Annotated in this window: 21 protein-coding genes and 1 tRNA gene; 17 read left to right on the forward strand and 5 right to left on the reverse strand. The window is 27.7% G+C overall.

The features are described 5' to 3' along the window. Positions 1-36 precede the first annotated feature (36 nt). The 12 genes from ychF (at position 37) to lpdA (ending at position 11,282) form a co-directional block, all read left to right on the forward strand. Complete coding sequence (gene ychF / locus HF996_RS01060; protein ID WP_168910240.1) at positions 37-1,140, forward strand: redox-regulated ATPase YchF; 1,104 nt, start codon at positions 37-39, stop codon at positions 1,138-1,140. A 40-nt stretch (positions 1,141-1,180) separates the two neighbouring features. Then, positions 1,181-1,254 (forward strand) — tRNA-Trp (locus tag HF996_RS01065). A gap of 14 nt (positions 1,255-1,268) precedes the next feature. Further along, positions 1,269-3,809, forward strand: a complete 2,541-nt coding sequence (locus HF996_RS01070; protein WP_168910241.1) for a hypothetical protein — start codon at positions 1,269-1,271, stop codon at positions 3,807-3,809. Positions 3,810-3,823: 14 nt separating this feature from the next. Further along, positions 3,824-4,354 carry a redoxin domain-containing protein gene (locus HF996_RS01075; RefSeq protein ID WP_168910242.1) on the forward strand — a complete coding sequence of 177 codons (531 nt, stop codon included), beginning with the start codon at positions 3,824-3,826 and terminating at the stop codon, positions 4,352-4,354. A 362-nt stretch (positions 4,355-4,716) separates the two neighbouring features. Continuing rightward, positions 4,717-5,298, forward strand: a complete 582-nt coding sequence (infC, locus tag HF996_RS01080) for a translation initiation factor IF-3 (RefSeq protein ID WP_254427743.1) — start codon at positions 4,717-4,719, stop codon at positions 5,296-5,298. Continuing rightward, positions 5,291-5,479: a 50S ribosomal protein L35 gene (rpmI, locus tag HF996_RS01085; RefSeq protein WP_168910243.1), complete on the forward strand. Its 189-nt coding sequence runs from the start codon at positions 5,291-5,293 to the stop codon at positions 5,477-5,479. The genes infC and rpmI overlap by 8 nt, the downstream gene beginning before the upstream one ends. 46 nt (positions 5,480-5,525) lie before the next feature. Further along, the gene (gene rplT / locus HF996_RS01090; protein ID WP_168910244.1) at positions 5,526-5,885 is read left to right on the forward strand and encodes a 50S ribosomal protein L20; all 360 of its coding nucleotides are present in this window, start codon (positions 5,526-5,528) and stop codon (positions 5,883-5,885) included. 4 nt (positions 5,886-5,889) lie between these two features. Further along, on the forward strand, positions 5,890-6,081 hold the full coding sequence (gene rpmB / locus HF996_RS01095) for a 50S ribosomal protein L28 (protein ID WP_168910245.1): 192 nt from the start codon (positions 5,890-5,892) through the stop codon (positions 6,079-6,081). A 157-nt stretch (positions 6,082-6,238) separates the two neighbouring features. Continuing rightward, positions 6,239-7,339: a pyruvate dehydrogenase (acetyl-transferring) E1 component subunit alpha gene (gene pdhA / locus HF996_RS01100; protein WP_168910246.1), complete on the forward strand. Its 1,101-nt coding sequence runs from the start codon at positions 6,239-6,241 to the stop codon at positions 7,337-7,339. A 3-nt stretch (positions 7,340-7,342) separates the two neighbouring features. Further along, positions 7,343-8,329: an alpha-ketoacid dehydrogenase subunit beta gene (locus HF996_RS01105; protein ID WP_168910247.1), complete on the forward strand. Its 987-nt coding sequence runs from the start codon at positions 7,343-7,345 to the stop codon at positions 8,327-8,329. Between the two features lie 20 nt (positions 8,330-8,349). Beyond that, a complete protein-coding gene (locus HF996_RS01110) occupies positions 8,350-9,279 on the forward strand; it encodes a 2-oxo acid dehydrogenase subunit E2 (protein WP_168910248.1) in 930 nt (309 codons plus the stop codon). A gap of 101 nt (positions 9,280-9,380) precedes the next feature. Next, complete coding sequence (lpdA, locus tag HF996_RS01115) at positions 9,381-11,282, forward strand: dihydrolipoyl dehydrogenase (RefSeq protein ID WP_168910249.1); 1,902 nt, start codon at positions 9,381-9,383, stop codon at positions 11,280-11,282. A gap of 66 nt (positions 11,283-11,348) precedes the next feature. Here the strand turns inward: lpdA and HF996_RS01120 are convergent, their stop codons facing one another. The 3 genes from HF996_RS01120 to HF996_RS01130 all read right to left on the reverse strand — a co-directional run bounded on the left by HF996_RS01120 (position 11,349) and on the right by HF996_RS01130 (position 13,825). Continuing rightward, on the reverse strand, positions 11,349-11,717 hold the full coding sequence (locus HF996_RS01120) for a hypothetical protein (protein WP_168910250.1): 369 nt from the start codon (positions 11,715-11,717) through the stop codon (positions 11,349-11,351). Positions 11,718-11,820: 103 nt separating this feature from the next. Beyond that, positions 11,821-12,915: a class I SAM-dependent RNA methyltransferase gene (locus HF996_RS01125; RefSeq protein ID WP_254427736.1), complete on the reverse strand. Its 1,095-nt coding sequence runs from the start codon at positions 12,913-12,915 to the stop codon at positions 11,821-11,823. Beyond that, complete coding sequence (locus HF996_RS01130) at positions 12,896-13,825, reverse strand: PfkB family carbohydrate kinase (RefSeq protein WP_168910251.1); 930 nt, start codon at positions 13,823-13,825, stop codon at positions 12,896-12,898. The genes HF996_RS01125 and HF996_RS01130 overlap by 20 nt, the downstream gene beginning before the upstream one ends. 65 nt (positions 13,826-13,890) lie before the next feature. On the opposite strand from HF996_RS01130, the gene HF996_RS01135 reads away from it, so the two are divergent. Genes HF996_RS01135 through HF996_RS01145 form a run of 3 tightly spaced genes read left to right on the forward strand, consistent with a single transcriptional unit; the run spans position 13,891 to position 16,295 of the window. After that, entirely contained in the window at positions 13,891-14,790 is a 900-nt protein-coding gene (locus HF996_RS01135) for a type I phosphomannose isomerase catalytic subunit (RefSeq protein WP_168910252.1), read from the forward strand. Positions 14,791-14,830: 40 nt separating this feature from the next. Continuing rightward, positions 14,831-15,562, forward strand: coding sequence for an NAD(+) synthase (nadE, locus tag HF996_RS01140; protein ID WP_168910253.1), 732 nt, complete (start codon positions 14,831-14,833; stop codon positions 15,560-15,562). 1 nt (position 15,563) lies between these two features. Beyond that, positions 15,564-16,295, forward strand: coding sequence for a YebC/PmpR family DNA-binding transcriptional regulator (locus HF996_RS01145; RefSeq protein ID WP_168910254.1), 732 nt, complete (start codon positions 15,564-15,566; stop codon positions 16,293-16,295). A gap of 32 nt (positions 16,296-16,327) precedes the next feature. Here HF996_RS01145 and HF996_RS01150 read toward each other — a convergent pair whose 3' ends face one another. After that, positions 16,328-16,579, reverse strand: coding sequence for a hypothetical protein (locus tag HF996_RS01150; protein WP_168910255.1), 252 nt, complete (start codon positions 16,577-16,579; stop codon positions 16,328-16,330). A gap of 70 nt (positions 16,580-16,649) precedes the next feature. Between HF996_RS01150 and HF996_RS01155 the strand changes: the two genes are divergently transcribed. Both HF996_RS01155 and pyk read left to right on the forward strand, forming a co-directional pair. After that, positions 16,650-17,447 (forward strand): leucine-rich repeat domain-containing protein, encoded by a 798-nt coding sequence (locus HF996_RS01155; RefSeq protein WP_168910256.1) that lies wholly within the window; start codon positions 16,650-16,652, stop codon positions 17,445-17,447. A gap of 73 nt (positions 17,448-17,520) precedes the next feature. Beyond that, positions 17,521-18,948, forward strand: a complete 1,428-nt coding sequence (gene pyk, locus HF996_RS01160; protein WP_168910257.1) for a pyruvate kinase — start codon at positions 17,521-17,523, stop codon at positions 18,946-18,948. 115 nt (positions 18,949-19,063) lie between these two features. Here the strand turns inward: pyk and HF996_RS01165 are convergent, their stop codons facing one another. Next, the gene (locus HF996_RS01165; protein WP_168910258.1) at positions 19,064-19,978 is read right to left on the reverse strand and encodes an MAGa3780 family membrane protein; all 915 of its coding nucleotides are present in this window, start codon (positions 19,976-19,978) and stop codon (positions 19,064-19,066) included. Positions 19,979-19,987 lie beyond the last annotated feature (9 nt).

Raw genomic sequence — 19,987 nt, forward strand, 5'->3', positions numbered from 1 at the left:
AGTTAATCTAAAAATTTTTTTATTATAATTAAAATTATGTCATTAAAAGCCGGTATTGTAGGACTTCCTAATGTAGGAAAATCAAGTCTTTTTTCTGCACTTACATCTTCAACAGTTGAAATTGCAAATTATCCTTTTGCAACTATAGATCCAACTGTTGCAATTGTAGAAATTAAAGACAAAAGATTAAATGAAATAGCAAAAATTGTAAATCCTGAAAAAGTAGTTTATGCTACCTTCTCTTTTGTTGATATAGCTGGTTTAATAGCGGGTGCTTCAAAAGGAGAAGGACTAGGAAATAAATTTTTAGCCAACATCAGAGATGTAGATGCTATTATTCATGTTGTTCGTTGCTTTGAAGACAACAAAATTATTCATGTTTCTAACAAAATTGATCCAAAAGCAGATGTTGAAGTAATAAATTTAGAATTAATTTTATCTGATTTATCAGTTATTGAAAATGTCTTAAAAAGAGTAGCCAAAAGAGCACAAAACACACCAGATAAAACAGCTAAGTTAGAATATGAATTAGCTCAAAAAATTGAAAAAGTACTTAAATTGGGACAACCAGCAAGAACTTTAGATTATTCAGATGAAGAAAAAAAGCTTTTACAAAGCTGACAACTATTAAGTCTTAAACCAGTTTTATATGTAGCAAACATTGATCAAGAATCGATTAAAAATCCAACAATTAATAAATATTATGTTGAATTAGAAAAAATTGCAAAACAGGAAAATAATAAAATTATTCCTATTTCAGTACAAATCGAATATGAAATCAGTTTGTTAAACACAGAAGAAAAAGAAGAATTTTTACAAGAGTACAATCTCAAAGAACCAGGTTTAGATATTTTAACAAGAGAAGCTTTTTCTTTATTAAATCTAGCTAATTATTTTACTGCAGGAGTAAAAGAAGTAAGAGCTTGAACTTTCAAAAAAGGTTATACAGCTCCTCAATGTGGTGGAATAATTCACTCAGATTTTGAAAAAAAATTCATCAAAGTTGAGATAATATCTTATAATGACTTTATAGAATCTAAAGGCGAAAAAAACGCAAAAGAACAAGGAAAACAAAGACTAGAAGGTAAAAATTACCTTGTACAAGATGGAGACATCTGTAATTTTAAATTTGGAAAATAAATATATAATATTAAAATTCAAAAACAAAATCAAAAAGTCAGGGGGTTTAGTATAACGGCAGTACCACGGACTCCAAACCCGTTAGTAAAGGTTCGAATCCTTTAACCCTCGCCATATGTAATTGCACTATGAAAAACAACACCAATCCATTTAATTCACAAAACTTTCAAAATCAAAATTCAAAGTCTACAAATAGAAACACATCTTTTTCTAATCCTTTTGCAAATAAACAAAATTTTCAACAAGGAAATACAACACAAAAATCAGATTCATCTTTAAATTCTGCTTCAGATTCCAGATTTAAAAATCAATCTCCATTTAATAATTTTAAACAACCAAATGAATCAGAATTTATAGAAAATTCAACACAAAATTTAAATAACTTTCAACAACCTTCTAAGTTTTCAGAACAACCTTATGGTGGTTCTGATAATTTTAGATCTAATCCACAAAATCCTCAATTCCCAAACCAAAATCACAACAATCCAAACGCACAAAAACCTAATCAATATGGTTTTCCTAATCAAAACTATAACGGCTATAACCAGACAAATCCACAATTTCCTAACCGAAATTACAACAATCCTAACCCACAAAATCAACCAATTCCTATTCCTCAGAATCAACAATACTCACAATTTTCAAATCCTCAAAATCCTTCATTTCCAAACCAAAATTACAAGAATCCTCAACAACAAAATCCTCAATTCCCTAACCAAAATTACAACAATCCAAACCCACAAAATCAACCAATACCTAATCCACAAAATCAACAATATCCACAGTTTCCAAATCCTCAAAATCCTTCATTTTCTAACCAAAACTATAATAATCCTCAACAACAAAATCCTCAATTTCCAAACCAAAATTACAATCCAGCAAATCCTAATCAATATAATGTCCCAAATAACAACAACTATCAAAACCATCCATTACAGAATTATTCTACAAATCCACAATCAACAATTGCTCCAACTCAACAGTACATCAATAATCAACAAAATACTTCTAATACTACACAAGGTGATGTTCCAAAATATTTTTCTGTAAAGCAGGAATCACAAAAATGACAAAAATTCTTGAAATTTAAACCTTCAAAGAAAAAACAACTCAAAAAAGTGGATTTCCAAAATTCCAATGCAGAATTTTTTAAACCTTTTTTCTCTTCCGAGTCTAATTTTATTTACTTAGAAAAAGGTTTAGGATATAATAAAATCAACAATATTTCACTTCATAATTTTGCTAAAACTATTTTAGCTGGATTAGAAACACTATACGAAGAAGCACTAAGAAATAATGAAGTAAGCATTAAAGAAATTAAATTTAGAGAAAGACCTATTATTTTTGCTCATAATTTAATTTCACAAAAAGATATTTTTAAAACTTTCTACAGAAGTTTTAAACATTATAAATTAGAGACACTTTGAGTAAAAAAGACAAATAGACAAGAAAATATTGACAAAGAAACACTCAAGTACTGATTAGAAAAAAATATAGTAGATGGTGCTGAAGATAAACCAATTTTAATTTTTTATTTTTACAATGATCCACATTCAAATAAAGTAATTTTAGAAATTAGAAATAGATTCTTTTACTTTTTAGATCAAGAATTTTATGAAACACTGTCTGAATTATCACAACAATTAATATTTGAAAGTAATTACAAAAAATTCGCTAAACTAAACAAAAAAGATTTTGAAAAAAATGTATTATTAGATAATCAGCTAGCCAACTTAGTCGAAGAAGTAAAAAATAAATACTCTTTGAATTCTCAGACAGAAAGCAAAGTAAAAACACTTTTGAAAATTAAGCTAAAAGAAAGTTTTTTTGATATTTTTACAAAACTTGACTTTAATATCAAAAAGTCTTCATTTTCCTTGTTGTTTTCATGAATTTTTCTTAGTTTTAGAAAAAAATACCACTTTGTGATAGATGCAATAAACTTAGAAGATGTCAAGTTTTATCTTCGTAATAAATGAAAATATACACAATTAAGATCCTGAGATATCTTTTTAATATTATTAGATATTTACTCAAAAAAATCTGTTTTTGCTGCTACCACTAACCCTAGTGAAAATTATGTACAAAACATTTTAAATATAAACACACAATTACCTTTACAAATTTTTGAAAACTTTAATTTTGAAAATGTAAATTTTTACTATTCACAAGATGAAACATTAATAAATAATAATGAAAAAGAAAATCTAAATATTAGTTTAGATCAACAAATTAATTATTCGCCAGAAATAATTGATAATTTTTCTTCAAATATCTACATTTTTTTACATTTATTAGAGTTTATTAATAACAAAATTGAACAAGAAAAAATTCATTATTCAAAAATTTTCAAGTCCTTTTTAGCAAAAACTCAAAATACACATTATTGAGAATATAGCGCATATACTGTAAAAGATCTTCATCAATTAGAATCTAGAATTTCTAGTTTTCGTCGAATTAAGTTTATAGATAACATTTTAGAACCTAATCAGTACTTTAGTAATTTTTTAATTTTCGACTACAACAAAAATAGTTGAGAAAATAAATTAATTATTTCTTATAATAATGTTAATAAGTTGTGTAAAATTTCTTATTGAGTAAGACAAGCCAACAAAGAAGATAAGAAGTTTTTCAAAAAACTTAAAAAAATTATTAAAAGTAAAAAATAGCAAAAAGGAACAAAATGAGCACAAAACAAGTTACAAAATTCAAAAATAAAGAATATCAAACAACCAAAGAATTAATAACAGCTGGCACAACTTTAAAACTAAAATTAACAGATAAAACTTTCGAGCCTATTGAAATTGTAGATTTTGGTAAGGATTTAAAAGGAAATGATAAATATAAATTAGCAGTTATATCAGTGTTTCCTTCAATAAATACATCAGTTTGTGATGAACAAACAAAAGGTATTATTGAATTATCAAAAAAACATCCAAATGTAAGATTTATTTCAGTATCAGTTGATTTACCTAGCGCCATTGGTCAATGATTAGGTATGAATGGAGCAGATAACATTGAATTTTATTCAGATCACAGACAAAGAACATTTGGTGAAATAGGTTTTCTCATTGATGAAATTTTCTTATTAAATAGAGGATACTTAATTCTAGATACGCAAGGAAAAGTTTTAAAAGTTAGTGCAAATTCTGATGTGCATCAACAAATAGACTTTAACGAATTAGAAGAAGAAATTCAAAAATATAAAAAATAGTGTATAATTTTCTTGTCATATTTTATATATGACATTATGTAAATTTCTCAAACAAATTAGTTCGATTTTTATCGAATTAATTTGTTTTTTATTTGTTTTTTTATAAATTTGTGTAAAATATAGTGGCAATTAGAAATTATTGCAGAAAGAAGATTCACTCTCACCTGATGAATACGTGTTCATAGGTAAAGGCTACAAAATACTAATTTGTTATTATTTTTTAATAATAATTTTTGTTTTGCTGAGAAAGTGGATTTACCACTTTTTTTATTTAATCTCAAGGAGGAAAAATTATTTCCAAACCAAATCCTAAAGCCTTTTCACGTTCAAAACCTACACAAGAACATTGAGTTAACAAAAACATTCCATTTGTAAAAGTTTTTCTTATCGGATCAGATAACGAAAAAATAGGAATAATTGAAACAAAACAAGCAATTGAAATGGCAAAAGAACAAAAACTAGATGTAGTAGTTCTTTCTGTTGACAACTCAACAGGTACACCAAGACCTATTGCCAAAATTTTAGACTACGGAAAATTCAAGTACGAAAGAAAGAAAAAACAAAAAGTTGAAAAAGAAAAACAATCTTTTACCAACAACAGAGAAATTAGACTTTCTTTTGGAATAAACATAAACGACATAAAAATCAAAGCAAAAAAAGCTAAAGAATTTTTACTAGACAATGACAGAGTTAAAGTAGCTCTAAGACTAAGAGGGCGTGAAAACACAAGACCTGAACAAGGAAAATTAATTTTAAATTCCTTTTTTGATGAAGTAAAATCAATTGCAAAATTAAGTAAAGAAATGCAATTAGCTGGTAATTTTATAACTTTACACCTCGAAAGAGATAAAAAGAAACTACCTAAATTTACTTCTTCAAAACAGATAAAAGAATTAATTGATTTTGAAAAAACATTAAAGGAAGAAGAACCAAATAATGCCTAAAGCAAAGACAAAATCAGCACTAAAAAAGAGAATTAAAGTAACTGCTTCTGGAAAAATTAAGCACAAACATGCATATCGTTCTCACTTAGCACAAAATAAATCTACAAAACAAAAAAGACAGTCCAGACACGCAACAACAATGTCATCTTCTGATTACAAAAGAATAAAAGACTTAATTTAATAGATTTATTAATAATTTTATTTAATATTAAAAGGAGATTTTACCAATGAGAGTAAAAGGCGGAACTGTCACAAGAGCTAGAAGAAAAAAATGATTAAAATTAGCTAAAGGATACTGAGGACATAAATCCATAGGTTACAAAGTTGCTAAACAAGCAGTTGTTAAATCATGAACTTATGCATTTAGAGATAGAAAACAAGTAAAAAGAGATTTTCGTAAATTATGAATTAGCAGAATTAACGCTGCTTCAAGACCACTTGGTTTAAGTTATTCACAATTAATCAACGGACTTAAAAAAGCTAATATAGAAATCAACAGAAAAATGCTTTCAGAACTTGCAATTAATGAACCTGAAACATTTGCTAAAATAGTAGAACAAGTAAAAAACACAATAAATAAAGGATAATAATATGGCAAGAAAAGATGATATCACAGGCAAAGGTCCTTTAAGTGGAAATAACCGTTCACACGCTTTAAATGCAACTAAAAGAAAATTTAACCTAAACTTACAAAAAGTTGTAATCGAAGTTAACGGAGTAAAACAAACTTTAAAAGTAAGTGCAAAAACTAAAAAAACACTTAGAAAAAAAGGTTTAATTTAATATTTTTATATTTATATAATAATATGTCTTAAAAAAGCAAAATTTGTTTTTGCTTTTTTTATTTTTTTTAAAAACAGATTTAATTCATAAATTAAAATAAAAAAAACATAATATAGTATAATTAAACCAATATAGTAAAAACTACAAAAGGAGCAAAATGAATTTTAAATACATTAAAAAAGACCATGTAATGCGTTCTTATGATGAACAAGTAAGATTTTTAGACATTGATGGTAATTTAATTGACAAAAAAGTTGATACTGAATTAACTAAAGAACAGCTATTAGAAGCTTATAAATGAATGGTTTTATCACGTCAACAAGATACTTATATGACTCAACTACAAAAACAAGGTAGAATGCTTTCATTCGCGCCAAACTTTGGAGAAGAGGCTTTACAAGTAGCTAGTGCTTTTGCACTTACAAAAGACGACTGATTTGCACCAGCTTTTAGATCAAATGCAACAATGTTAGCATTAGGTGTGCCAATCAAAAACCAATTACTATACTGAAATGGACAAGAAAGAGGTTCAGTTACACCAGTAGGTGTTAACGTTTTACCAGTTAACATTCCAATAGCAACTCAATACTCACATGCTGCTGGAATTGCTTATGCAGCAAAATTACAAGGTAAAAAAATCGTTGCTATGTCAATAGTAGGAAACGGTGGTACAGGAGAAGGTGAATTTTACGAAGCTATGAATATAGCAAGTATTTGACAATGACCAGCTGTATTTACTGTAAACAACAACCAATGAGCAATTTCAACTCCATTTAAATATGGATCAGGATCAAAAACTATTTCACAAAAAGCAGAAGCTGTAGGAATCCCAGGTGTTATAGTAGATGGAAACGACTTGCTAGCTTCATATGCAGTAATTAAAGAAGCTGTAGAATGAGCACGTCAAGGAAATGGACCAGTTTTAGTTGAATTTTTAACATGAAGACAAGGTGTTCATACTTCTTCAGATAATCCAAGAATTTATCGTACAGAAGAAGAAGAAAAAGAACATGAAAAATGAGAACCATTCCACAGAATAGAAAAATACTTAAAAGACAAAAACTTTATTACTGATGAAGAAATCAAGAAAATTTGAGAAACTTCTTTAGATAAAGTTAAAGCAACTTATGAAGAATCATTAAAAGAATTAGACACTCAATTAGATGAAATCTTTGATCATACATATGCAACATTAACTCAAGAGTTAAAAGAACAAAAACAACAAGCTAAAGAATACTATGCAAAGGAAGGTAAATAATTTATGTCAACAAAAGCATTAAATAATATTGGTGCAGTTACTGATGCACTAGCATTAATGATGGAAAAAGACCCAACTGTTGTTCTTTGAGGAGAAGATGCAGGATTTGAAGGTGGAGTTTTTAGAGCAACTGAAGGATTACAGAAAAAATTTGGAATCTCACGTGTATTCGACGCTCCTATTGCTGAAGCAACAATCGCTGGAATTGGTGTTGGTGCTGCACTTTATGGTTTAAAACCAGTAGTTGAAATGCAATTCCAAGGATTCTCATATCCAGCATTCCAACAAATTATGACCCACGCTGCTAGATATAGAAACCGTACAAGAGGTAGATTTACTGTTCCTATGGTAGTAAGAATGCCAATGGCTGGAGGAGTTAGAGCTCTAGAACACCACTCAGAAGCAATCGAGGCTTTATTTGCTCACGTTCCAGGTCTAAAAGTTGTTATGCCTTCAACACCTTATGATACAAAAGGTTTATTAATTGCAGCTATTAACGACCCAGATCCAGTTATTTTCTTAGAACCAAAGAAAATTTATCGTTCATTTAAACAAGAAGTTCCAGAAGGAATCTACGAAGTTGAAATCGGAAAAGCAAATGTTTTAGTAGAAGGTTCTGATTTAACACTAGTAACATATGGAGCTCAAGTGCATGAAGCATTAGCAGCTTTAAAAGAATTAAATGGTCAATACTCAGTTGAAATAATTGACTTAAGAACAATTTCTCCTTTAGATACAGATACAGTTATTAACTCTGTTAAAAAAACAGGAAGACTTTTAGTTGTTCACGAAGCTGTTAAATCATTTTCAGTTTCAGCTGAAATTATTACAAGAGTAAATGAAAAAGCATTTGAATTCTTATTAGCACCTCCAGCAAGATTAACAGGATATGACATCACAGTTCCTTTAGCTAGAGGAGAAGGATTCCACGCAATCGACAACAAAAAAATTCTTACCAAAATTAAAGAAGTAATGAGCTTCGAAGGTTAAGAAATTTAAGGAATTTAAAAATGGAAAAAAGATTTGTAACCCCACTAGCAAAAGCGCTAGCGGAAAAATTAGGTATTAACATTGATTTAGTAAAAGGTTCAGGTCCAGCAGGTAGAGTTTTAAGAGAAGATGTTCTTGCATTTTCTAAAAATCCACAACCAACACAACCTGCACCTGCTCAAGTAGCAACACCAGCACCTGCGCCAGCTACACCTGCGCCAGCCGCAACAGTTGCTACTTCACAAGGACTTACAGGGAAAGTTGAAAAAGTTGCACCTATTAGAAAAGCAATCGCAAAAGCAATGAAAACTTCATGAGCTTCAGTTGCTTATGTTAACTTAGTAAACGAAATCGATGTTACTAACTTATGGAATTTAAGAAAAAAAGTAGTTGATGATATTCAAAAAACAACAGGACTAAAAATTACTTTTTTATCCTTCATTTCTAAAGCAATTTTAATCGCATTACAAGAGTTCCCAATTCTAGCTGCTAAATACGATGAAGCTACTGAATCACTTGTTTATCCATCTACAATTAATTTAGGAATCGCAGTAGATACAGAAGCAGGTTTAATGGTTCCAGTTATTAAAGATGCACAAAATTTATCAATGGTGCAAATTGGACAAGAAATCAATCGTTTAGCTAAAGCTGCAAGAGATAGAAAAATCAAAGCAGCTGAAATGTCAGGTGGTTCATTTACAATTACAAACTACGGATCAGTGGGAGCATTATATGGAGTTCCAGTTATCAACTACCCAGAAATTGCAATTGCTGGAGTTGGAGCTATTCAATCTAATGTTCGTTGAGTAAACGGACAAGCAACTGAAGGTAAAGTTATGCATCTTACAGTAGCAGCTGATCACCGTTGAGTAGATGGTGGAACAATTGGAAGATTTATTTCAAGAGTAAAAGAATTGCTTGAAAAACCAGAAATTTTGGGTATAATATAATTTCACAATAAATAATTAATCACATTTTCATTTTTTAAACTTTGCAACTTTTTGGTTGCAAAGTTTAAATATGTTAAAGAATTAAAAAAAAACGGAGAAATATGTTTAAGTTCAAATTCGCCGATATAGGTGAGGGTCTACACGAAGGAGTTGTAGGCGAAATCTTTGTCAAAGAAGGAGATATGGTAAAAGAAGGAGATTCATTATTTTCAGTTGAAACTGATAAAATGGCTTCTGAAATTCCTTCTCCTGCAACTGGTAAAATTGTTAAAATCTTAATGGCACAAGGTGATACTATCCACGTTGGACAAGAAATTTTCCACATTGATGATGGAAAAGGTGATTCTGGAGATTCAGCTCCAGCTGAAGAAACACCAGCACCTGCACCAGAAGCTCCTAAAAAAGAAGAAGCACAAGAAGAAGGTGGAGCATCAGTTGTTGGTGAAGTTAAAGTATCTAACGAATTATTTGATTTAAGTGCATTTGCAAAACCAAAACCAGCTACAACTACTGAAGCAAAACCTGAAAGTGCATTAAGCAGAAGAGCAGCAATGCGTGAAAAAGTTTTAGCACAACAAGCAGAAGCAAAATCTAAAGGCACAACATATTCAGGAACAGTTGATGAAGAATTTGATGTAATAGTAATCGGTTCAGGTCCTGGTGGTTATCTTGCTGCATCTGAAGCAGGACAAAATGGTCTAAAAACTTTAATTGTTGAAAAAGAATTCTGAGGTGGAGTTTGTTTAAATGTTGGATGTATTCCAACTAAAGCAATGCTAAAAAGTGCAGAAGTATTAGAATTAGTTAACCACGCTTCAGAATACGGTGTAATAGGACACACAGTTCCATTTAAATTAAGCTGAGAAAAAATGCATGAACGTAAAAGAGGCGTTGTTGCTAAACTAGTAGGCGGAGTTCAAGGAATAGTAAGAGCTGCAAAAGCTAAATCAGAAATTGGACAAGCAGAATTTTTAGCAAGTCATGTAATTAAAGTAAATGGAAAAGTTTATCGTGGTAAAAACTTAATTATTGCTACCGGATCAACTGATAGAAAAATTGACCTACCAGGTTTTGCACAAGCTTATGAATCAGGTGAAGTAATTACATCAAAAGAAGCAATCAACTTAGAAAAACAACCAAAATCTATTACTATAGTAGGTGGTGGAGTAATTGGAGTTGAATTTGCACAAATTTTTGCCACAGCAGGAACAAAAGTTACCATCTTACAAAATTTACCTTTAATTTTAGCTAACTTAGATAGCGAAATTTCAAAACAAGTAAGTGCTAATTTAGAAAAACTTGGTGTAAAAATAATTACAAATGCTACAACTCAAAGATTTGAAAATGACGAAGTAGTTTATTCAGTAGACGGTAAAGAAGAAAGAATCAAATCAGATATTACTTTAGTTTCAGTTGGTAGAATTCCAAATACTCAAGGACTAAAAGAAGTAGGTCTTGAATTAGGTCAAAGATCAGAATTAGTAACAGATGAATTTTGTAAAACTAACGTTGAAGGTGTTTACGGAATTGGTGATGTTAGCGGAAAATCTATGTTAGCTCATGTGGCTTATAGACACGCTGTTGTAGCTGTTGCTAATATTGTTGGTAAAAAAGAAAGATACTCAGACAAAACTGTTCCAGCATGTATTTATACACACCCAGAAATTGCTTCAATTGGTTTAACAGAAGAACAAGCTAAAGCAAAAGGTATTGACTTTATTGTTGGAAAAGCTTCATACGGACACATTGGAAAAGCTATTGCCACAAACGAAACACAAGGTTTTGCAAAATTATTAGTTGACAAAGAATTTGGAGAAATCATTGGTGTTCATGTTTTAGGAGCAGTTGCAACAGATATTATTAGTGAATTAGTAGTAGCTGTTGATTTAGAAACAACTGTTTACGAAATCGCTGATGCAATTCACCCACATCCTACTTATTCAGAAATAGTTTGAGAAGCTGCTAGAAATGCAGTTGCTAAATTAAACAAACTTAAAAAATAATCATTTAACTACAATTATTTAAAAAAACCGGAATTTATTCCGGTTTTTTTAAAATATAATTAAGAATTATAAATCATATTTTAGTCGTTTTTTAGCAAATTCAGCTTCTGTAATTCCTAATTTGTTAGCATTTGAAATGTTGTAGAATTTTTGAATTAAAATAAATCCTGAACATATCATAGAAACACCGTTAGCTGCAGTAACCGCTGCTTGGAAAGCAATATCACTACCTAAATCTGCATATTTTTTACAGAAATAAACTCCTGAAACAAAGAAAAATAAAGCAGCTAAAAATAAAATAATAAATAAAATTTTGTTTAAGTGATGAGTTCTTTTAAATCTTGCAATATTAATAACTTCAGGTATGGAAAAAACAGCTACACCAATTGCTCCTCCATAAGAAAGTACTTGCATAAAAATATCTAATCCGTCCATTTTACTCCTTTAATAAATTTAAAACTTTTTAATGATTTTTGATAGATTTGAATAATTAAGTTTGTATTATATAAAATTTTTTAAAAAAAGCAAAAAAAAATTATTAAATTCTTTCCAAACAGATTAAAGTTTCAATATGAAAAGTTTTTACAAACATATTAAAAATTTGCATAAAACTAATTTTGTAATTGTTTTTTAATAAAGAAAAATCATAGGCTTGAGTTGCTGGATTGCAAGATAAATAAATAATTTTCTTAGGTTTTAATCTCAAAATTTCTTCTACTACTTTTTTGCCCATCCCTTCTCTTGCAGGGTCTACAATAATAGTATCAATTTTTTCATTAAAATCCTTCAAAAACAAGGACACTTCTTGATTATTAAAAGATATATTTTCAATTTTATTTTGTTTTTTATTAAATAAAGCGTCAATATGAGCAAACTTATTTTGCTCTACAGCAATAACTTTTTTAGCTTTTTGAGCCACCAATAATGAAATTGTCCCAATCCCACTATAAAGATCTAAGACAATATCATTTGTATCTACTAAATTTATAATTTCTAAATATGCTTTTTCAGCTACTTCTTTATTAATTTGATAAAAAGAATTAATGTTTATTCTAAACATTAAACCTAATAAATTATCTGTATTAAATAATTCAACATCTTTTTTTGTTCCAACAACTAATTTATCTAATTTTCTTAAAATTACCTTCCCTTTTAAATTAGTTTTTGGTTTTATATCAGTAAGTAAAAAGTCATTTAAAAAAATCTTCTTATGAGAAGCTTTTTGATACAAAGCACCATCAAATAAAGTAATTTTATTTCTATATCTAAATTCTTTTTTACCTTGAAAATAATTTAATTCTAGTTCTTTATTAACATCGAATTTTGCTATGTTTTTATAGTCATTTTTAACAACATATTTTTTATATTCAGCTTCAGCTTCTAGATTCATATGAATAAGCTCATAACCACCAATTAGTTCATAATTAAGTGGCAAATCGTAATTACGATTTGGGCTAGCTTCAATTATTTTAGTTACTTTTCCTTTATAGTAATTTTTAAACTCTGCTAGAATTTCGAATTCAACAACCTCGTTTAAAATTACAAAATCTAGATAAATAATTTTATTATTATAATAACCAGCACCCTGACCTTTTTGGTTATAAAAGATAATTTTAGTTTGTTTTAATATCATTAAATTTCTCAACTTTTACAAATTTTTTAAACGAAAATGCTTCTTTTTTCTTTGCAAGTCATCATTGTGATACAGTAGAGGTAGCTGTTGCTGTTGCCAAAATTAAAGATTTTTCAACATTATTAGTTTTTAAAAAATTCGCTATAAAAATAGAGCCTAGTGTATCTCCTGCGCCTACTGTAGATTTTATATTTACCTTGATATTTAAAGTACTTTTATAAAAAATTCCTTTATTATCAAGCAAAATCGAACCTCGATCACCTAAAGATAAAAGTATATTGTTAGCACCCTTTTGTTGAATGTATTTAAGTGTATCAAAAATATCTTTTTTTGAATTAATTTTAAAATTTATGTTTAATTCATCTAAATTAGGCTTATAAAAATAAGGTTTAAAATCAATAAATTTCATAATATTTTTAGTATCAATATCCAGACCGAATTTAACTTTTTGTTTGTTTAAAATCTCTAAAATTTCAACTAATAAATTTTCTTCTACAACACCTAAAATATAAACAAAATCCTTATCAGTTAATTTTTGCAACAGCTTAAATAATTTATTTTTTTGTGCCTCATTAATTTGATTTCTTGGTCCATTTAGCTCAAAAAAATCTGAAGTTTTACTAAACATTTTAACATTATATCTTGTAGGCAAAACACCAGCATTTGTAATGTTTAAAATATTTAATTGTTCTTTTTTTCAAAAGCTATTCAAGTTATTAAATGTGTGTTTATCAAAGAATGTTATGGCAGTGTTTTCAAATCCCATCCTACTTAGAACTACAGAAGCATTTATTCCTTTACCACCAGGAAAAAGATTAAAATTTTTATATCTATTTAAAGAGTTTATTTCGAAGACTTCAGTCTGTATTACTAAATCAACAGAAGGAGAAAAAGTTATAGTTAAAAACATTGTTATTAAATAATACTAAAATTTAAAAAAATTTTATAATTTATACATTTAGCCAAGGAGATTCGATGCCCAAATTAGTTTTTTTGAAACCTTATTTTAAAGAAGTTTTATGAGCAAATGATAATTTAAAAAAACTTTACAATTTATCATACTCAGCAGGCGAAGCTTGATTAATTTCTGCTTTTGAAAAAACTCCAAGTTTGATAATAAATGAAGAAATAAAAGAGAAAAATTTATACTTGTTCTTTAAAAACAATAAAGATTTTTTTGGAAATTATTCAGGTGATTATCCTAATTTAACTAAGTTTATTGATGCAAAAACAGCTTTAAGCATTCAAGTGCATCCAGATGACAAAAACGCTCGAAAATTACACAACAGTTTTGGAAAAGATGAATGTTGGTATGTATTAAAACCTTCATCTAAACCTTTTGTAATAGGAACCAACGAACCTTCAAAAACAAAGATAAAACAACAAATTCAAAGCAAAAATTTTGATTTTTTAAACTTAGTTCATTTGCAATCTAATGATTTTACATACATAAAATCTGGAATGCTACATGGAATTCCTGCTGATACATTTGTTTTTGAACTTCAGCAATCTTCAGATATAACTTATAGATTTTATGATTATGAAAGAAGAGATAAAAACAATCAATTAAGAGAATTACATTTAGATTTGGCTTTTAAGTCTTTAAAAACTAAGCTAAAACCTAAAATTATCAAAAACAAACAACTTCTTGTTAACAATAAATATTTTTATTTAGAAAAAGAAGAAATCAATGGCAAAAAAATAAAATATTTTAAAAAAGATTTTTATTGAGTAGAGGCAACAGTAATTGAAGGACAAGGAAAAGTAGATAATTTTGAGGTAAAATTTGGTGACGTCTTTTTAATAAAAAATCAAACAAAATCCTTGATTTTTGAAGGTAAAATGAAAATTTTACTTAACTTTATCATAAAGTAAAATGCCCAAAATTACTAAAATATGGTAAAATAATAAGACTATGACTTCAAATGAAAAATATATAAATTATTTGGTTAATTGAATTAAAAACCAAGTTAAAAAAGCTAATAAGTCAGGTGTTATAGTAGGGATTTCAGGTGGAATAGATTCAGCTTTAGTAGCAGTTCTAGCAAAAAAAGCATTTCCAAAAGATTCTTTAGGTTTAATTATGCAAATCAAAAATATGGATAAAGATTTGTCGCATATAGAAAAGTTAGTAAATAAATTTGATATATCAACAAGAAAAATTAATTTATCTAACATATATGAAGAATTTGTTAAAACATTGAAAATTGAAGATAAAATGTCATTAGCAAACATTCAACCAAGATTAAGAATGTCAACTTTATATGCAATTGCACAAGAAAAAGACTATTTAGTTCTTGGAACAGATAATTTAGTAGAGATGTATATTGGATACTTTACAAAATACGGTGATGGAGGAGTAGATCTTCTTCCCATCGTTCATTTAACTAAAACCGAAGTTTATCAATTAGCAAAAGAATTAGGAATAAACGAAGAAATTTTAAAAAAAGCTCCATCTGCTGGTTTATGAGAAAATCAAAAAGATGAAGACGAAATGAAATTCACATACAAAGACTTTGATCAATTTTTAGAAGATAAATCAAAATTAAAAAAATCAGTTGTTGACAGAATCGAGTATTTACATAAAATCAGTCAACATAAAAGAAATAAAATACCAAGACCAAGAAAAACATTAAAGGATTTTTAATATGGCAGGACATTCCAAGTGAGCAAATATTAAGCATAGAAAAGGTGCACAAGATGCGCTAAGATCAAAAATTTTCGCTAAATTTTCAAAAGAAATAATGGTGGCTGCTTCCAAAGGTGGACCCGATTTAAACTCTAATTCAGCACTTAGATTAGTTGTGGCAAAAGCAAAAGCAAAATCAATGCCAAAAGCAAATATTGATAAAGCAATTGCTAAAGCTACAGGCGCTGGTCAAGAAGGAGCGAATTTCAAAGAATTTTTTTATTCAGGAAATTTACCTCACGGAGTTTCAGTAATTGTTGAAATCTTAACAGATAATGTAAACAGAGCAATTTCTAATTTACAAGCATTATTTAAAAGAGCTAACGGTCAAATTGGAAAACAAAATTCAATTCCCTATATGTTTGAACAAAAAGGGTATATTGAAATAGCTAAAAAAGACCTTTCAGAAGATGAACTTATGCTTTTTGTTTTAGATAATGGAGCAACAGATTTTCTTGTTGATTCAGAGTCTTATGAAGTATTTTGTGAACCTTCTTCATTAACTTCACTAAAAGCAGCTCTTGAATCAGAATACAAAGATATAGAATTCTTAAGTGTAGAAGTTAATTACTTTCCAAATGAAAAAGTAGAATTAACTGAAAAAGACACAGAAGATCTTTTAAATAAAATCGACACTTTTTTAGACGATGATGATATTCAAAATGTTTTTCACAATATTAAATTAGATTAAATAAAAGGCAGTTAAACTGCCTTTTATTGTGATTAGTAAACGAAATAAATAGGTGTTTTACTTGCTGAACTTTTAGCTTCAGAATTATCTCATTTTATGGTATTTTCTTTTGTTTTTAATTCCCCTGAATGAGATGTTGCTCCTTTAAACATCCCAACTAGGTTCATTAAAGTATTAATAACTGATGGTAAAGCAGTAAGTGTAGCAGTAGCAACTGCACCAATTCCAGCACCTGAAATATTATACTTTTCTTCTTCTGTTAATTTAACTAGTTTGCTATTCATTTACCTCCTTTCAGACTTATTTTTCTTGAAATTGCAAAAAACTTTAAAAAAAGGAAAAAATTAGGAAATTATGAACAAAAAAAACATCACTAAACAAGATGTAATCGATATTTTAAATAATGAAAATTTTTATAAAAATAATATTTTAGATTTAAAAAGTCTAGATCAAGTAGAAGAAATTGAAAGCTTTGCTTTTTCAGGCATTAAAAAAAATCTTCACAAAGTAATTTTGCCTCCAAATCTAAAAAGAATTGGACAATCTGCTTTTATGTACAATAAAATAAAGCAAATTGTCTGAAACGATAAAATAGAACACATTTCTTTTGCTTGTTTTGAAAGTAATTATTTGGAAGTACTTCAAATTCCTTCTAGTATAAAGGTTATTGAAGAATCAGCATTTGCTATGAATAGCATTAAAACCCTTCATATTCCTAGTTTCTTAACAACTTTAGAAAATGATTTATTTTACAACAACAAAATTGAAGAATTAATAATCGAAGACTTTAAAAATAAAGAAATTAAAAATGCTTTTTTTAATAACGATAATATAAAAAATATTGTTTTAAAATCTAACTTTCGGTTATTAGAAGATACAAACAAATATGATTATAAAAAAATGATATTTTACTTTTTAGATCACTTTTCTGACTATGAAAATGAAGTAAAAATGACAGTTGATAATTTAAAACTATCTAATTTTTTAAAATCACTTGTTATAGATAATGTTCAAAAACTTACTATTGAAAACAATAATTCTAAATCTGTTGAAGTTTTAGAGTTTTATGTTGAAAAAATGGACCTAGATACTAAATTAGAATTTAAATTAATTTCTAAAAAAGACTTAAAAACTAGCTTAAAAATAGTATAAAATTACTAAAAACATATTATAATTTGTAAGAATTTTTAAACAAAATTTAATTTATATATAAAAAGGTAATTAAATGAAAGATTTTATTGAAAAAAGAACAAAAATAATCGCAACAATTGGTCCTTCAACTCAGGATTATAATTTATTAAAAAGATTAATTCAAGCAGGAGTTACCACAATAAGAGCTAATTTTTCTCATGGTGATTATGAAGAACAAAAAGCAAAATTTGATAATGCAAAGAAAATTTCAAAAGATTTAAATATTCCAGTTTCAATTTTGTTAGATACAAAAGGACCTGAAATTAGAGTTGGAAAAATGACTAATGGTTCACAATTAATTGAATCAAATTCTAAAGTTGTTATTTTAACTTCAAAAGAAGATTACGAAAACTTTTTAGGAACTTCAGATGTAGTTACAGTTTCCTATGAAATGGATCGTGATTTAAAAATTGGAGATCAAGTTTTATTTGATGATGGTAAATTACAATCAACAGTTATAGAAATTGAACCAAATAAAATTACTGTTTTAACAAAAAATGCTCACGTTTTAAAATCTAATAAAAGAATTAATCTACCTGGTGTAGAATTTTCACTTCCATTTTTATCAGAAAAAGATAAAAGAGATGTTATTTTCGGAATAGAACAAGGCGTAAATTACATTGCTGCTTCATTTGTTAATTCAGCGGAAAATGTTAGAGAATTAAGACAATTATTAGATGAAAATGGCGGAGAGCATATCCAAATAATTTCTAAAATTGAATCTCATGTTGGGATTGTAAAAATTGATGAGATTATTGAAGTTTCAGACGGAATTATGATAGCTCGTGGAGATCTTGGATTAGAAGTTCCTTATTATGACGTACCATTCCATCAAAAAAATATTATTAGAAAATGTAGATTCGCAGGAAAAACTGTAATAGTTGCAACACAAATGTTAGATTCTATGGAAAAATCTGCACAACCTACAAGAGCAGAAGTAACCGACGTTTATTGAGCAACTGAGCTTGGAGCAGATGCAACAATGCTTTCAGGAGAATCAGCACAAGGTCAATTCCCTTATGAATCAGTAAAAGTTATGGCAACTATTAACAAAAGAGCTGAAAGAGAGTTTTATAACAAGTTATTTTATAAAAAACAACTTTCAGTTATGGCAAAAAATTCATTTGGAAAAAGAGCTTACATAGCTCACAAAATAGCACATTATACTTTAGAACACGATGTTAAATTTGCAGTGGTTTTATCAAGAACAGGTCAATTACTATCAACAATAGCTAAATTTAGACCAAATACTGCAGTTATCGGAATTATCAATGATGAAAAATTAATCGGTGGTTTTGGAGTAACTTCTTCAGTATTTGTAGCTAGTGAATCACTTGAATTATTTAACGAAATTAAAGCTGACTTTGCTCATGCAAGAAGAGTTTTAAGCACATATGGAGCTGAGCCAGGTGATAAATTTTTAGTGGTAGAAAACGACAAAATAGTTGAATTTACTTTCTAAGATAACAACAATAATAAAAACTAGAAGAAATTTTCTTCTAGTTTTTATTTACTTTTTTTAAAAAAACGAAGCTAAGTGTTTTTACTTAGCTTCGTTAAATTGGTTATTTACAAGTTTATTTTGTTCAGTGTTTAGTTTTAAATTCTAGAATAAAATGCTTTATTTTTCTATATAAATATTTTATTTTATTTCTAATTTTCAATGAATGGTATTTAATTTTAAACACTTTTATTCAAAACCAACTAACTAAAAACGGAACTATAGCAATTGATAATAAAGTAATTAAATTTAATATTATAACTATAGTGTTTGAATTACCTGAGTAGAAAAAAGGATGATAGAAATTTAAAAATGGATAAATTGTCAATCCTGTATAAAAATAAACAATTTTATTTTCATTACTAAAATCAGGGTTAGTATATTGCCTTACGCTAAAAAAGAACAATAAACAACAAAATAGGTAATAACAAAACGAATATAGTATTGGATAAATAAAAGTATATTTTTTAATAGCATATGCACGTTTTAAATGATAAAGACAGATAAAAGATAATATTGGATTAACTAAATGGACTATCAATGTCTGTAAAGTATCTAAAAGATTTTCTTTGAAATTAAAATGTCAAGCTATTAAAGTTCAAAACACTATAAATGTGATAGTTAGTAAAACAATTGAAGAAAATAGCCATTGAAATTTTTTTCTGCTTGGATTTAGAACATAAATTAAAAGTGCAATTGCAAAAATAATATTAGTTTGATAAGTAAAATAAAATAAACTAGAAATATTCTGAAAATAATAAACGAATGAAACAAAATAAAATTTGGGTAAAGAAAATTCAATATAATTTACTGCTATATTTCTTGCAATTATTACAAAAGTAGAAATAATTGCAAATAAAGCAAAAACAAAATTGATTCTTTGTTCTTTTTTTCACTCAATTCAAAATTTTGGCTTCAAAAATGAAGGATTTTGTCTTTGATTTGAAGATGAGTCTAAATTATTTTGTTGATTTTTTTGAGCATTTGCCATAAAAAGTAT

It is taken from the genome of Mycoplasma sp. 1654_15 (assembly GCF_012516495.1).
GTDB lineage: Bacteria > Bacillota_I > Bacilli_A > Mycoplasmatales > Metamycoplasmataceae > Mesomycoplasma.